Here is a 14137-nt window from a genome sequence, read left to right as displayed (position 1 = left end):
GTCCGCTTCTTCATTGAATCGTGGCCGTATCAACCATAGTGCTACGAGAGTACTGGTACGTCAAGCATTCTTGTCATACAATCGTGCTTGTGATGCAGATATCAGCGAATACGTCGATGCTTTTCGGCGATCTCCCCATACCGGAACGATTCAATGCGGCAGCGCGCGCGGGTTTCGCGAACGTTGAATCTTGGTGGCCGTGGCCTGATGCGAACCCCAGTGACGCGGAGATCGACCGATTCGTTACCGCCTTGAGGGACTCCGGGGTCTCGCTTCGTGCCCTCAACTTCTGGGCGGGAGACATGGCAGCGGGCGACCGTGGCGTCATGGACGATGTAGAGCAGTTGTCGGATTTTCGGGAGAATATCGCCATCGTGATCGGCATTGCGCGGCGGACAGGCTGCCGCACCTTCAACGCACTCTATGGGAAGGGCCGGTCTGGAGCATCGGAGACCCAGCGCAGGGAAGTCGCCGTCGCCAACTACCGTGAAGCAGCGCGAGCCGCCGCAAGCGTCGGAGGAACCGTGGTGATCGAGCCCCTCAAGTACCCTGACAACGGCCACTATCCCGTACTCACGCTCGATGACGCGGATGATCTGCGCTCTGAGATCGGTGAACCCAATGTCGAGCTGCTCGTGGATACATTTCACCTCTCGGCGAACGGAGTGGACGTGCCGGCTGCAATCGCCGCTCATGCGAATCACGTCGGTCACGTGCAGATCGCTGACTTTCCTGGTCGTGGGAGGCCGGGAACAGGCGATATCGACTTCGTCGCGATTGGGACCGCTCTTCGTGGGATCGCCTACGAGGGCTATGTGGGAGCGGAGTTCGTCGCCGAGGGGTCGATTCCGACACCCGGGGAGCTGGCAGCGGCATTGGAGACGGCCCGATGACAGGCGCGCGGCTGCCATGGTGGGAACGCGCGACACGTTGGGCGCAGCTCACACTTGTCGACGATGACACTCGACCCGATAGCGGGTACTCGACACGAGAGTGGATTGACTATATTCGGGATATCAGGGCTGATGCGGCGTGCTTGTCCGCCGGTGGATATCTGGCCTTTTACCCGACCGAGGTAGCCGATCACCGGCGAAGCACGCATCTCGGCGCGAGCGACCCGTTCGGAGATCTTGTTCGCGGGTGTCGAGAGCTCGACATGGTCGTCATGGCGCGCGTCGATCCGCACGCCATCCACGACGAGGTGTTTCAGAAGCATCCGGAGTGGGTCGCACGTGATGCGGCCGGGGATCCGGTGCCGCATTGGTCTGCGCCCGGCGTGTGGCTCACGTGCCCATTCGGGCCTTGGAATCAGTTCATCTCCGACGTCAATCGCGAGATCTTGACCTCATATGATGTCGACGCGATCTTCGCAAACCGTTGGGCGGGGAGCGTGCGATGTTTCTGTGCCTGGTGCCGCGACGGCTTTCGTGAGGCGACGGGCCTGGGTATTCCCGAGTCTTCCGATGTGCCCGCTCGCGGCGGCCGACTCCCTGCGGACGAGCGGGCGTATCGTGAATGGCGCGAGATCTCCCTTCTGGAGATCGCGCAGCGCTGGGATCGAGAAGCCCGCGAGATCCGACCGGAAGCGCGATTTGTACCGAACTCAGGCGGTGGCGTTCTCAGCGAACTCGACATGAGCAGTCTTGCCGCGCAGGTCGAGACTCTCTTCGCTGACAAGCAGGCACGAAGCGGTCTGAGCCCGTCATGGACGGCGGGACGACACGGTAAAGAGTTTCTCGCTGTTATGGGGAACAAGCCTGTCGGCGGAATCGTCAGTGTGGGCATCGAAGAGCGCGCGCGGTGGAAGGACTCCGTGCAGACTGCAGAAGAGATCCGAATGTGGATCGCGTCTGCGACCGCGAACGGCCTCCGGCCATGGTTCACGAAGTTCGGTGGGGTGCTTGTCGACCGACGGTGGCTTCCCGTGATTGAGTCGATGTACCACTGGCACGCGGACAACGAACGATACCTGCGCAACACCGCGCCGATTGCCGATGTGGGCCTGGTCTATTCGCAGAGAACAGCCAGCATCTACTCGCGGGATGAGGCGATTGAGCGTGTGGAGGCTCCGATTTCGGGGTGGTATCAGTCACTCACCGAAGCTCGTGTTCCATTCCGGATGATTCACGATCGACGGTTGGATGCTGACGGTCTCGAAGGCCTTCGTGCTCTCATCCTGCCGAACATCGCGGTACTGGACGACCAACAGGTGGAACAGCTGGGGGACTTCGTGGCATCCGGCGGCGCGCTCGTCGCCACAGCGGAGACATCGCTTTATCGCGAGGACGGCAGCCGCCGAGAGGACTTCGCCCTTGGCGATCTGTTCGGCGCCCGCGTCACCGGTGACCTCCGTGAGGGCGTCATGAACTCCTATCTACAGTTGCATCACGATCGGGATGACGGAGTCCGCCCGATTCTGCGTGGTCTCAGCTCGACCCGTCGGATCATCAACGCCGAGGTTCTCGTGCCGACTGCTCCCCGTCCAGATACCGATGCGCTCGCGCCCGTGACGCTGGTGGACAGCTTTCCTGATCTGCCCATGGAAGAGGTATTCATCCGCGACCGAACGGAAGGGTCGCCGCAGGTCTATCTGAGCGAGCACGGACGTGGTCGCGTCGCGTATCTTCCCGCGGCGCTCGACAGGGCTTTCCACAGCGTGTTGGCGCGCGATCACTTTCTGCTGATGACGGGCGTTGTGGAGTGGGCGCGTGCGCGTGAGCGTGACGTCGTTGTCAACGGTGCGGGCGTCATCGAAGTCACTGGATGGCATCAACGTGATTCAATGACCGTGTTCCTCGTGAATCACACGAACCCGATGTACTTGAAGGGGCCGTTTCACGAACTCCTGCCCAGCCCACCCCAGGATGTGCGCATTCGGATCCCGCAGGGCTCGCGGGTCGAGATGGTCCGATGCCTGCGCGCGTCTGCGACACCTGATTACGAGATCATCGACGATCAGATTCTGATGACCGTCGAGGGGATCACCGATTTCGAAGTCATCGCTGTTGACCTTGTCGCGACCGCGGGCAACGCGCGAGCGTGACCTGCTGTGTGGCGGCGGGGAGGGCGCGGATCGAACCTGGTCGGTGCACGTGGGCAGGTCTAGACGCGGACGGTATCGCCCGCGAGGGCTGCGAGGAGGCCGATATCGTGTCGTCCAGACGGAACCTAAACAGGGTGCGTCGTGACGATTCGCGACATCACCGAGGGCGGATCCGTAAGAGCGCCCACGGTGATGTCGCGATTGAACGGCTGGTCCACAGCCGCCGCGGCGCGACACGATGATCCGGTGACGTGTCAGCCTGTGGCAGCCCGCGCACGCGAACCGGCGTGAGACGCCCAGTTCCGGGACATACCGACTAGGTCTGTCGCGCGCGGAGGCTGCCGGCCAGGAGGAACGAAGCGTTCGTTGCCCCCGCACGTAAGCCGGGAGGGGTTAGCGTGAGTGCTATGGCATCCGCTTACCTTCGGTATCCGCACGTTCACGGCGACTACGTCACCTTCACCGCGGCAGATGACATCTGGTTGGCCCCGGTGACGGGCGGCCGCGCGTGGCGGCTCACGAGCGATGGCGCCCCCGTGCGGCAGCCGCGATTCTCTCCTGATGGCGCGCACATCGCCTTCGTCTCTCACCGAGACGGCCAGCCCGAGGGGATGGTCGCGAGCATCGCGACGGGCGCGGTGCGCCGCCTCACCTACTGGGGCAGCACGATGCTGCAGGTCTTCGGCTGGCGCGACGAGAACACGGTGCTGGTCGGGTCGAGCGCCGGAGAATCCGAGATGCGACACACGGTCGTGAAGGCCGTCGCCCTCGATGGCGCCGCCGAGCGCCTCGATCTCGGGATGGCGTCGGGCGTCGCGCGACACCCGGACGGGCGCGACGCGCTCGTCACACCCGGCAGCCGCCCGCCGGCATGGTGGAAGCGCTATCGAGGCGGCACCGCCCCGCGACTGTGGATCCGCTCGCAGGGCGGCGACTGGGCCCGCCTGCTCGCGGACGACACGGCCTCGATCGTCGACCCGATGTGGATCGGCGACCGCTTCTGCTTCGTGTCCGACCGCGCCGCGCGCTTCCCCGACACGGCTGACGAGCAGGCGAACGTGTGGATCTGGGACCAGCCCGGAACCGGCGCGCCCACCCAGCTCACCTTCCAGACCGCGGCCGAGGGCTACGTGCGCGACGCCACGACCGACGGCCAGCGGATCGTGTGGCACAGTCGCGGCCAGCTGCGGATCCTTGACGCGCTCGACGCCGAGCCACGCACGATCGAGATCGACGTGCCCGGCGTCACCCCCGAGCCCGTCGCGCTGGACCCGAACGAGAACCTCACGCAGGTTGCCCCCGACGCGGGCGCCGACGGCAGCGTGGCGATCTGGCGGGGCAAGCCGTTCTGGCTCACGCACCGGTCGGGTCCGGCGCGCGCCCTGCCCGGCGCCGATTCGGGCGTGCGCACGCGCGAGCCCGTCGTCCTCGGCACGACCGGCCGCGTGGCCTACGTGACCGACGTGGAGGGCGAGGATGGGATCCAGGTGGCCGCAGTCGACGGATCCGACGCGCCGCTGCCGGTCCTCACGGGCCAGCTCGGGCGAGTTCTGCACCTCGCGGCGGATCCGAAGGGCGAGCGCCTCGCGGCGATCTCGCACGACGGTGCGGTTCGCCTGATCGACGTCGAGGCCGCGACCGCGCGCGATGTCGCGCGGAGCACGCAGGGCGAGGCCCTCTCGCCGCGATTCTCGCCGGACGGCCGTTACCTCGTCTGGTCGCAGCCGACAGACGGCGAGGGCGAACTCCACGCGCTGTGGATCGTCGAGGCGGCGTCCGACGACGCCCCCGTGAAGCTCACCGACGGGCGCTTCCACGACCACGACCCCGACTTCACGCGTGACGGCAAGCACCTCGTGTTCCTGTCGAATCGCACCTTCGACCCCGCCTACAACGGGCAGGCGTTCGACCTGTCGTTCACGGGGGTCACCCGGCCGTGGCTCCTGCCGCTGTCGGCGACGGAGCCCGCGCCGTTCGGCCCGTCGTCGGACGGCTGGCGACTGTCCACGCCCAAGAAGCCGACCAAGCGCGTTCCCTCCTCGGCGGACCTCGACGTCGAGGGCGCGGAGCAGCGCATCGTTCCCTTTCCCGTCGTCTCGGATGACTACCGCGACCTGTCGGCGACCGCCGGTGGGGTCGTATGGATCGCGGAGGGCGGCGACGTCGGCACCCTCGGCTCGCGTCGGGCAGGTGTGCCGGGCGAGAAGCAGCCGAATCGTCTCGTGCGCTGGTCGTTCGACGACCGCGAGGGCTGGACGGTCGTCGAGGGCATCGACTCGTTCGACGTGTCCGGCGACGGAGAGCGCATCGTCGTGCGCAAGGACGACGACGTCTCGATCGTGCGCGCGACGCGGAAGGCCGACGGGGGAGACGACCCCGTGCAGGTCGACCTCGCACGCCTGCGCTTCCAGCTGGATCCCGTTGCCGAGTGGCACCAGATGTTCGACGAGAACGCCCGCCTGATGCGCGACCACTTCTGGCGCGAGGACATGGACGGCATCGACTGGGACCGGGTCACCGCCCGCTGGCGCGAAGTCGTCTCCCGCGTGCGCACGCACGACGACCTCGTCGACCTCATGTGGGAGCACGTCGGCGAGCTCAACACGTCGCACGCGTACGTGATGCCCGCCTCGCCGCTCGGCGATCCGTCGCGCGCGATCGGGTTCCTGGGCGCCGACCTGTCTCCCGCCGCAGAAGGGTGGCGCATCGATCGGATCCTGCCGGGCGAGTCGAGCGACCCCGGGGCGCGTTCGCCGCTGCGCGCGGCCGGAGTCGGCGCGCAGGAGGGCGACCTCGTCACGGAGATCGACGGGGCGCCCGTGGATCCGGCGTACGGGCCCGGCGCGTCGCTCATCGGCGCCGCCGACAAGCCCGTGGAACTCACGCTGCGTCGCGATGGCGAGGACCGACGGGTCGTCGTCGTGCCACTCGCGGATGAGAACGCGCTGCGCTACCAGGACTGGGTGCACTCGCGCCGCGACTACGTCGCCGCGAAGTCGGGCGGCCGGCTGGGCTACGTGCACGTTCCGGACATGGGGGCGCCCGGCTGGGCGCAGTTGCACCGCGACCTGCGCACCGCGAGCACCGCCGAGGGAGTGGTCGCGGACGTGCGGTACAACCGCGGCGGTCACACGAGCCAGCTCGTGATCGAACGCCTCGCCGCGCGCGTGGTGGCGTGGACGAAGGCGCGCCAGTTCGATGATCTCGTCCCGGATCCGGATCGCGCTCGCCGCGGGCCCGTCGTGTTCGTCGCGAACGAGTTCTCGGGATCCGACGGCGATATCGTCAACGCCCGCGCGCAGGCGCTCGGGCTCGGGCCCGTCGTCGGAGCGCGCACGTGGGGAGGCGTCGTCGGCATCGACGGCCGCTTCGACCTCGTCGACGGCACGCGCGTCACGCAGCCGCGCTACGGCTACTGGCTCGAGGGCAAGGGCTGGGGCGTGGAGAATCACGGCGTCGACCCCGACATCGAGGTGATCCACGATCCGTCGGCGCTGTTCTCCGACGCGGATCCGCAGCTCGATCGCGCGATCGCGGAGGCCCTGGCACACCTCGAGGAGGTGCCCGCCGCGACCGCTCCGGAGCTCGCCCCGCCCAAGGGTCGCTGACGCACCGCGCCTCGGAAGGAGATTTCGCCTTCGGAAGGGTCAGAACCCTGCATCCGGCCCGGCGAGGCGCAATGCTCCTGTCGAGGCGCAGCCGCGCTCGCGGGCCGACCTAGGATGGGAGGACATAAGCCTTCGCGCATGGCATGCGCATGAGTGTGATGGAGTGATGTACGAATGGCGAAGGTACTGCTTGCGGGCGAGTCCTGGGTGAGCGCGACGGTCGACCACAAGGGATTCGACCCGTTCCCCCATACCCAGGTCGAGATCGGGTGTGCCGAGCTCCTCGAGGCCCTCGACGGGGCGGGGCACGAGGTCACGCACATGCTCTCCCACGACGTGGCCGAGAAGTTTCCCCTCACCCTCGAGGAGCTCGACGCGTACGACGTGGTGCTGCTCTCGGATGTCGGCGCGAACACCCTGCTGCTCCCGCCGTCCGTGTTCACGCACGGGCGCCCGACGCCGAACCGCCTCAAGCTCCTGCGCGAGTGGGTGCAGCGCGGCGGTGGCCTGATGATGGCCGGCGGCTACCTGAGCTTCCAGGGGTTCCAGGCGAAGGCCAACTACGCGGGCACGCCCCTCGAGGACGTCCTGCCCGTGACCATCTCTCGGTACGACGACCGCGTCGAGACCCCGGAGGGCGTCACGGGCGCTCTCACCGACGTCGAACACGACGTCACGCGCGGGCTCGACGCCGATTGGCCGATCCTGCTCGGATATCAGCGCCTCGAGGCGCGAGACGACGCGACGGTCCTCGCGACCGTCGAGGGCGACCCGCTGGTCGCCGTCCGCGAGGTCGGCGATGGCCGGACGCTGGCGTTCGCCTCGGACGTATCGCCGCACTGGGCGCCGACGGAGTTCATGGAGTGGTCGGGATACGCGACGCTCTTCGGCAACGCGGTGAGCTGGCTCGCCCGCTCCTGATGGGGTGAGCGCCGCCCGTCAGCGAACGGCATCGGAGAAGGCGTCGCGGTCGCCCTCGGCGAGCAGCTGCGCAGAGATGAACATCAGGTTCAGACCCTCGAGCGGCTCGCCGTCGGACCGTTCGGCTTCCTCGCGCGCCCGGACCTGGCCGTCGTCATCGTTACTGAGATCCGTCAGCGTCGCGTACAGCAGGGTGGGCGAGGGGCTCGAGATCCCGGCGGTCCCGTACCGCTGGGCGACATACTCCCAGACGGTCTGTTCGCGTGGATCCGCACTGCCGTACAGCGACTCGAGTGCGCGCGGATCGATGGAGCCGTCCGGCTCGTTCAGTGGATACAGCGCGTAGTACTCGCCCGCGACCGCGAGCTCCCGGTCGATCGCGGCCATCACCTCGATCTTCTGGTCGTGCTCGCGGATCGGCTGGTCGGTTCGCCACGTCGACGAGGTGTACTGCTGCAGCATCGATTCGCCGCCGTACCCGTTGCGCTCCGGCCTTTCGCTCGCGTCGGCGATGCGCGTCCACGTGAAGCCGAACTCCGCGCTGAGACGCTCGCGGATCCGCTCTGACAGCTCGTTCGTGTGGTCCTGGACGTCTTCAAGTGACGGCGCCCGGAGCACGGACTGCGGGTCGACGTCCTTGATGCCCGCGTAGTCGCCGTCGGCGGTGCCCTCGGTCGTCGTTCCCGCGGACGGCGGGACCGGCGGATCGCCGAACAGCGCGCCCACGGCGCCGACGGTGCCGACATTGACAAGCAGCGAGACGGTCAGCGCGATCGCCGCGCCCAGGCGGGCGCGGCGGATGCACAGGGCCGCGACGACGAGGGCCACCACCACGACCTGCAGCACGAGCATCGACGTGCCGAGCGCGCTGTGCGCCTCCCCGGCCGCGGCGAGGGCGAGGAGCAGTGCGGAGAATAGCCCGGCGGCGAGCAGCGCGATCCAGCCGACCGGGTGGAGGCGAGGGCCGGATCGCGGCGGCGGCGCCTGCGCGAGGAAGTGGCCCGCGACGGGGTGCTCCGGGAAGCGGCGCTCGCCGCGGTAGCCGCCGGGAGGGGGCACGGGCGGCGCGCCCGCGTGCCCCCCTGTGTAGCCGCGTCCGGTTCCGGGGATCCTCACCATGGTCGCCCTCCGGTGCCGGTGCCCTCGTCGGGCGCCCGATCCTCGCGCAGCTCGTCGCGCGAGCGCTGACCGTTCTGCAGACGCTCTTCGATCTCGTCGAGGCTGTCGCCGTCGGGGCGCGCGTCCCCGTCGTCCTGCCCGCCCCCGTCCTCCGGCGCTGGCTCCTGCTGCAGCTTCCCGCGGAGCCGCTCCATGAGCTCGTCGAGCGTCTCTGCGGGATCCCGCTCGGGATCCGGCGACTGCTGGCGAGCCTCGTCGGTGCGGCAGTGAGCCGGGGTGTCCGCGGATACCTCGAGGGCGTCGGCGTAGTGCTGCGCGGCGCCCGCCGGGTCGGAGGCCCGCGCGCGGTCGCCCATACGCTCGATGACGAGGGCGAGGTTGATGTGCACGGAGCACGCGTCGACGCCCTCGACCAGCGGGAGCGCGCGCTCGAACTCGCCGCGCGATTCCGCGAGCAGCCCGGCGCCGGCAAAGGCGACGCCGAGGTTGTATGGCGCCTTCCACGGCTCGAACCAGTTCGCAGGCTGCAGTGCCTCGGCGGCGCGGATCGCGCCTGTGGGGTCGTCGCGCGCGTGCGCCGCGATCGTCGTCTGTGCGAGCAGGTACATCGACAGCAGCTTCACGACCAGGACGAGCGCGATGAGCGCGACGGGGAGCGAGCCGGCAGCAACCCAGGTTCGCGTACGCGGCGTCACGACGCGCCTCCCGTCCGCGGCACGTTCGCCGTGCGTCGCAGCAGCCGCACCGCCCGGCCGAGGTCGATCAGCGCGAGGGCGCCGACGGCGAGCGCGACCGCCCAGGACAGCTCGGTCCGCGCGCCGAGCGACTCGGCCTCGGCTGCCCGGGTGGCCGCGGGCGGCGGATCCGGCACGGTCGGCGCGCTCGCCGCGGCGCGGTGCTCGTACGGCACGCCCAGCTCCTCCGCCACGGCGCGCAGATTGTCTTCGTCGATCATCGAGAGGGCGTCGGAGCCCTCATACGTGAGGTACTCCGTCACCCCGTCGAAACCGTCGACGACGCGCATCCGACCGCCGTCGGCCGTGCCGTAGCCGTACACCGCGCCGCCGTCGATCGAACCGGCCGCGTCAGCGAAGGATCCGGGCTCGCCTTCGGCCGTCTGCTCGCCGTCGCCGAAGTAGAACACGATGCGGGGGCGGTCCGGATCGCGGTCCGCCGCGCGCTCCGCGACCTCGGCGACGAGCGGGGCGGCTTCGGCGATGTCGGATCCGCGCGCATACGAGGTGGTGGGCGGACGCAGCACGTCAAGGGAGGAGAACACCGCGTTGACGTCCGTCGTCAGGGGGAGGCGCTGCGTGGCGTGGTTGTCGAACGTGATGAGAGAGAAACGCGCGCCGGGGTATGCGTCGACGATGTGCTCGACGTCGGCGCGCACGCCCTCGAGGCGTGGCGAAGACTCTCCCCAGTCCTCCGCCGTGATGCTCGTGGTGCTGTCGACGACGATCAGCACGTCGAGGTCGGTGACAACGGCGTTCGCCGACCCGGACGGGATACCGGGGCGCAGCGCGAGCAGCCCGCACGCGATGACCAGGCCGATGCGGATCCCCCACGTCAGGCGCTCGCCGGACTCCGCGCGCACGAGCGACCAGATGGCGAAGACGAGGGCCGCGAACGCGATCGGCACAAGCAGCCAGAGCGGGAGGACGGGAAGGAACGTCATGCGCGGATCCTCCCGGCGATGACGACCGTCGCGACCGAGGCGATGATCGCGATGAGAATCCACGGCTCGGGGGCGTCGCTGACGACGACCTCTGGTCGGGCGTCGAGCGCGGTCGCCTCCTCCCGCTCGACCTCGGCGATGATGTCGGCCACCGTCGTCTCGCCGCGCAGGGCGTAGGCGTGGCCGCCCGTGGCGGAGGCGGCGCGGCTGAGCCGCTCGCTGGGCTCCGAGGCGGAGTCCTGCACCGGGTTCAGTGCGAACACGCGGATCCCCTTCTCGGCGCTGTGCGCGGCGGCCTCATCGAGGGTGACGATGCTCTCGCCGAAGTCCTCGTTGTCGGTCGCGAGGATGATCGATCGCGACCGATCCGTGTCGGCGTGGTCGAACCGCAGCGTGCACGCCGCGAGCCCGTCGCCGATGAGTGACGACCCCGGTCCGTCGAGCGTGCCGGCCCAATGCTCCGGGATGCCGCCGGAGGCGGTGCCCTCCTCCATGCCGGTGCGCAGGCTCTCGATCGCGTCGTGGATGAACGGATAGTCGTCCGTCAGGGGGAACACCTGCACGGGCGAAGAGTTGAAGATCGTGAGGCCGATGCGCTCGCCGTCGAAGCCGTCGGCGAGTGCGTCGAAGACCTCGAGGATCTCGATGTCGACGTCGGTCATGGATCCCGAGACATCGAGGCAGAGCATGATGTCGCGGCTGTGCGCGCTCGGCTCGATCACCTGCGCGGCCATCGGCCGGGCGGCGACGACGCCCGCGGCCACGACGGAGATCGCCCCGAGGGTCGCGGCGCCGATCAGCGCGACCACGCGGAGCTGCGCCGCCCGCCGTACGGCGGGCAGCCGGCGCAGACGCTCGGCGCGCGCGACGAGGGATCCGGAGCCCGGTGCCGCGCGCCCGCGCCAGACGAGCGCCGCGACGATCACCGCGATGACGGCCGCCACCGCCGCGATCGCGACCCACGTATTGGTCAGTGCCATCCGGTCACCACCTGTCGGGCGGCGGCGATGCCGGCGGCCGGATCCGCGGGAACGTCGCGTTCAAAGACGCTCGGATAGAAGTGGCGACGCACCGCGGCGACCAGCTCGGGGCTGGCGCCGCGCGCCTCGAGGTCTTCGAGCGGGAGGACGGGAGTCTCGATCCCCGTGAACGCGTTCACAAATGATCGCGAGATCGCGCTCAGCTCCGCGTTCGCGATGCGGGGGGACATCGTGCCGTCCGCGTAGGCACGTTCGACGCGGTCGATCCGCTCGAGGTGGTGCGCGCGGAGGGAGTCGAGTTGCACGCTGAGCGGGGCCGGCTCCGGCGCGCGCTCCCGGCGCGGACGCACCGCGGCCCACATGATCCACGCGGCGGCCGCGAGGAGGACGAGGATGCCCAACGCGAGCGCGAGCCACCACCCCTCGTACTGCACGGGCGGGTAGAGACCATCAGGAGCTGACACGGGGCCTCCCCGCGAGCATGCCGAGGATCGCGGCGGTGGCGGTGTCTGCGTGCTCGAGCGCGGCGTGGCTGATGCCGAGCGCGTCGAGCGTCCGGGCGCGTTCGGCGTCGGCGCGGTCGCGCTCGTCGGCCAGCTCGCTGGCGACGCGGTCGTTTCCGCGGAGGAAGGCGGGAACCCGCCATCCGCTGTCGGCGTCGGCGCGCGTGCCGGGTCCGGTCGGATCCGCATCACGGATCGCGAGCCACAGCACGTCGTGCTGCGCGCGCAGGCGCCGCACGAGACGCTCCTCGTCCGCCGTGATCGGATCCTCGCCCGTCACGATCACGAGGATCGCGCGACGCGACACGGTGCGGGCGATGTCGCCGAGCAGCTGCGTGCGCGAGCTCGCGACCGCCTCGGTGGTCGCGTCTCGGATCGTGCGCAGCGCGTGCTCGATCGCGCCCTCGGAGCGTCGCCCAGGGATCCGCCTCGTGCCGTTCGCGTCGCCGTAGACGACGGAGACCGCGTCGCCGTGGCGCAGGGCGAGCAGAGCGAGGACGCCCGTCGCGAGCACCGCGAGGTCTCGCTTCGGACGTTCGTCGGGCGAGAGCGCCGCCATTCCGCGTCCCGTGTCGACCGCCACGAGGAGGGTGTGCATGCGTCGCGCACGCGAGCGCCGGACGAAGATCTCGCCCTGGCGCGCGGTCGCGTTCCAGTCGATGTCGCGCACGTCGTCGCCGTACTCGTACTCGCGCAGATCTTCGAAATCGTCGCTGCGGCCGCGCTGAAGCGACGCGTAGGCGCCGTCGAGCGGATCCGCCGACGCCAGTCGCGTGCGCACGAACAGGCGTGACGCGACGGCCGGGAGCAGCGACGACATGAGGGTCAGGGCGTCGCGACGGCGCCGAAGATCTCGTCGATCAGGTCCTCGCTGCGCACGCCGTCGGCTTCGGCCTCGAACGTGAGCAGCACGCGGTGGCGCAGGACGACGTGTCGCAGATCCCGGACATCCTCGGGCAGCACGTGCGCGCGGCCCTTGAGCAGCGCGAGCGCGCGCGACGCCTGCAGAAAGCCGATCGACGCACGAGGGCTCGCCCCGTATTTGATGTAGCGCGCGCGGTCGCCGCCGAGGTACGGCTCGGGGTTCCGCGTGACATATGCCAACCCGACGATATAGTTGCGGATCGCCTCGCTGACGTGGATCCGCGCCGCGGTGCGCTGCAGCAGCTCGACGTCGGCGAGGCTCGCGGCGGCCTCGACGTGATGGTCCGGATCCAGGGCGCCCGAGTCGATGCGGGTGAGGACTTCGGCCTCTTCCTGGGGGCTGGGATACGTGACGATCTCCTTCAAGAGGAACCGGTCGAGCTGCGCCTCGGGGAGCTCGTAGGTGCCCTCCTGCTCGATCGGGTTCTGCGTCGCGATGACGAGGAACGGACGCGGCAGGCGGTGTGCCTCACCGCCGATCGTCGTCTGGCGCTCCTGCATCGACTCCAGCATCGCCGACTGCGTCTTGGCGCTGGAGCGGTTGATCTCGTCCAGCAGGACGACGTTCGCGTGCACCGGGCCGAGCACCGTGCGGAACGCGCCGGTCGTCGCGTCGTAGACCTGCGTGCCGGTGATGTCGCTCGGCATGAGGTCCGGCGTGCACTGGATGCGGCGGAACGACCCCTGCACGGTGTCGGCCAGGGTGGCCGCGGCGGTCGTCTTCGCCAGACCCGGCACGGATTCGAGCAGGATGTGCCCGCCGGCGATGAGGGCGATGAGCAGGCTCGTGCGCAGTCTGTCCTGGCCCACCATCTTCGCCGCGTAGGCCGTGGAGATGCGGTCGATGATGTCGCGCGCGGGCGCGAGTCCTGCATCGTCCAGGGGCGTGGTCGCGTCGGTCATCCGGATCCTTCCGTCCTGCGTCCACGCTATCCCGCCGCGCGGCGATGCACGGACCGCGTCGGTACGATTCAGGAATGAGCGATGCGCCCGAGGATCCCCTGGCCGAGCTGCTGCGCCTGCGCGCGAGCATCGACAACATCGATGCGGCGCTGACCTACATGCTTGCCGAGCGCTTCCGCTGCACGAAGCAGGTCGGCGCGCTCAAGGCCGCGCACGACCTGCCTCCGAGCGATCCGGCGCGCGAGGAGCGACAGACGGCCCGGCTGCGCCAGCTTGCGCACGACGCGGACCTGGATCCGGAGTTCTCGGAGAAGTGGTTCAACTTCGTCGTCGCCGAGGTCATCCAGCACCACAAGCGCGCCCGCGACGAGTAGCGCGCCGGAGGGCGTCTCACGGTTGCTCGCGACGGCTCCAGGTTTAGCAACGCACCCTGAGTCGACAAGTCTCCGACGAGTCCG

The 14137-nt window shown here is 69.3% G+C and carries 12 protein-coding genes; 5 read left to right on the top strand and 7 right to left on the bottom strand.

Annotated elements, in window-relative coordinates; all coding sequences use genetic code 11:
• Window positions 1-92: 92 nt before the first annotated feature.
• From IEW87_RS01735 to IEW87_RS01720, 4 genes are all read left to right on the top strand, one after another.
• On the top strand, window positions 93-893 hold the full coding sequence (locus IEW87_RS01735) for a hydroxypyruvate isomerase family protein (protein ID WP_188710600.1): 801 nt from the start codon (window positions 93-95) through the stop codon (window positions 891-893).
• Window positions 890-3043: an alpha-amylase family protein gene (locus IEW87_RS01730; protein WP_188710599.1), complete on the top strand. Its 2154-nt coding sequence runs from the start codon at window positions 890-892 to the stop codon at window positions 3041-3043. Before IEW87_RS01735 ends, IEW87_RS01730 begins: the two co-directional genes overlap by 4 nt.
• A gap of 407 nt (window positions 3044-3450) precedes the next feature.
• Window positions 3451-6651: a S41 family peptidase gene (locus tag IEW87_RS01725; protein ID WP_188710598.1), complete on the top strand. Its 3201-nt coding sequence runs from the start codon at window positions 3451-3453 to the stop codon at window positions 6649-6651.
• Window positions 6652-6825: 174 nt separating this feature from the next.
• The gene (locus IEW87_RS01720; RefSeq protein WP_188710597.1) at window positions 6826-7572 is read left to right on the top strand and encodes a glutamine amidotransferase; all 747 of its coding nucleotides are present in this window, start codon (window positions 6826-6828) and stop codon (window positions 7570-7572) included.
• 18 nt (window positions 7573-7590) lie between these two features.
• Here the strand turns inward: IEW87_RS01720 and IEW87_RS01715 are convergent, their stop codons facing one another.
• Genes IEW87_RS01715 through IEW87_RS01685 form a run of 7 tightly spaced genes read right to left on the bottom strand, consistent with a single transcriptional unit; the run spans window position 7591 to window position 13685 of the window.
• Window positions 7591-8691 (bottom strand): hypothetical protein, encoded by a 1101-nt coding sequence (locus IEW87_RS01715; protein WP_188710596.1) that lies wholly within the window; start codon window positions 8689-8691, stop codon window positions 7591-7593.
• On the bottom strand, window positions 8685-9386 hold the full coding sequence (locus IEW87_RS01710; RefSeq protein WP_188710595.1) for a hypothetical protein: 702 nt from the start codon (window positions 9384-9386) through the stop codon (window positions 8685-8687). The genes IEW87_RS01715 and IEW87_RS01710 overlap by 7 nt, the downstream gene beginning before the upstream one ends.
• Window positions 9383-10369: a vWA domain-containing protein gene (locus IEW87_RS01705; protein ID WP_188710594.1), complete on the bottom strand. Its 987-nt coding sequence runs from the start codon at window positions 10367-10369 to the stop codon at window positions 9383-9385. The genes IEW87_RS01710 and IEW87_RS01705 overlap by 4 nt, the downstream gene beginning before the upstream one ends.
• Complete coding sequence (locus tag IEW87_RS01700) at window positions 10366-11349, bottom strand: vWA domain-containing protein (protein ID WP_188710593.1); 984 nt, start codon at window positions 11347-11349, stop codon at window positions 10366-10368. Before IEW87_RS01700 ends, IEW87_RS01705 begins: the two co-directional genes overlap by 4 nt.
• Window positions 11340-11813 (bottom strand): hypothetical protein, encoded by a 474-nt coding sequence (locus tag IEW87_RS01695; protein ID WP_188710592.1) that lies wholly within the window; start codon window positions 11811-11813, stop codon window positions 11340-11342. The genes IEW87_RS01700 and IEW87_RS01695 overlap by 10 nt, the downstream gene beginning before the upstream one ends.
• Window positions 11800-12672, bottom strand: a complete 873-nt coding sequence (locus IEW87_RS01690; RefSeq protein ID WP_188710591.1) for a DUF58 domain-containing protein — start codon at window positions 12670-12672, stop codon at window positions 11800-11802. Before IEW87_RS01690 ends, IEW87_RS01695 begins: the two co-directional genes overlap by 14 nt.
• Before the next feature lie 5 nt (window positions 12673-12677).
• Entirely contained in the window at window positions 12678-13685 is a 1008-nt protein-coding gene (locus tag IEW87_RS01685) for an AAA family ATPase (RefSeq protein ID WP_373285125.1), read from the bottom strand.
• 68 nt (window positions 13686-13753) lie between these two features.
• Between IEW87_RS01685 and IEW87_RS01680 the strand changes: the two genes are divergently transcribed.
• A complete protein-coding gene (locus IEW87_RS01680; RefSeq protein ID WP_188710589.1) occupies window positions 13754-14053 on the top strand; it encodes a chorismate mutase in 300 nt (99 codons plus the stop codon).
• The last annotated feature ends 84 nt before the right edge of the window (window positions 14054-14137 follow it).

The sequence above is a fragment of the Microbacterium faecale genome (genome assembly GCF_014640975.1).
Taxonomy (GTDB): domain Bacteria; phylum Actinomycetota; class Actinomycetes; order Actinomycetales; family Microbacteriaceae; genus Microbacterium; species Microbacterium faecale.
The sequence above is the reverse complement of the archived record's forward strand: the minus strand, read 5'-3'. Positions and strand labels throughout refer to the sequence as shown.

Bases quoted from the DNA above. Each gene is read 5' to 3' on its own strand.
- IEW87_RS01700 (WP_188710593.1), bottom strand. From the start codon at position 11,349: ATGGCACTGACCAATACGTGGGTCGCGATCGCGGCGGTGGCGGCCGTC.
- IEW87_RS01730 (WP_188710599.1), top strand. From the start codon at position 890: ATGACAGGCGCGCGGCTGCCATGGTGGGAACGCGCGACACGTTGGGCG.
- IEW87_RS01715 (WP_188710596.1), bottom strand. From the start codon at position 8,691: ATGGTGAGGATCCCCGGAACCGGACGCGGCTACACAGGGGGGCACGCG.
- IEW87_RS01680 (WP_188710589.1), top strand. From the start codon at position 13,754: ATGAGCGATGCGCCCGAGGATCCCCTGGCCGAGCTGCTGCGCCTGCGC.
- IEW87_RS01705 (WP_188710594.1), bottom strand. From the start codon at position 10,369: ATGACGTTCCTTCCCGTCCTCCCGCTCTGGCTGCTTGTGCCGATCGCG.
- IEW87_RS01725 (WP_188710598.1), top strand. From the start codon at position 3,451: ATGGCATCCGCTTACCTTCGGTATCCGCACGTTCACGGCGACTACGTC.
- IEW87_RS01690 (WP_188710591.1), bottom strand. From the start codon at position 12,672: ATGTCGTCGCTGCTCCCGGCCGTCGCGTCACGCCTGTTCGTGCGCACG.
- IEW87_RS01735 (WP_188710600.1), top strand. From the start codon at position 93: ATGCAGATATCAGCGAATACGTCGATGCTTTTCGGCGATCTCCCCATA.
- IEW87_RS01720 (WP_188710597.1), top strand. From the start codon at position 6,826: ATGGCGAAGGTACTGCTTGCGGGCGAGTCCTGGGTGAGCGCGACGGTC.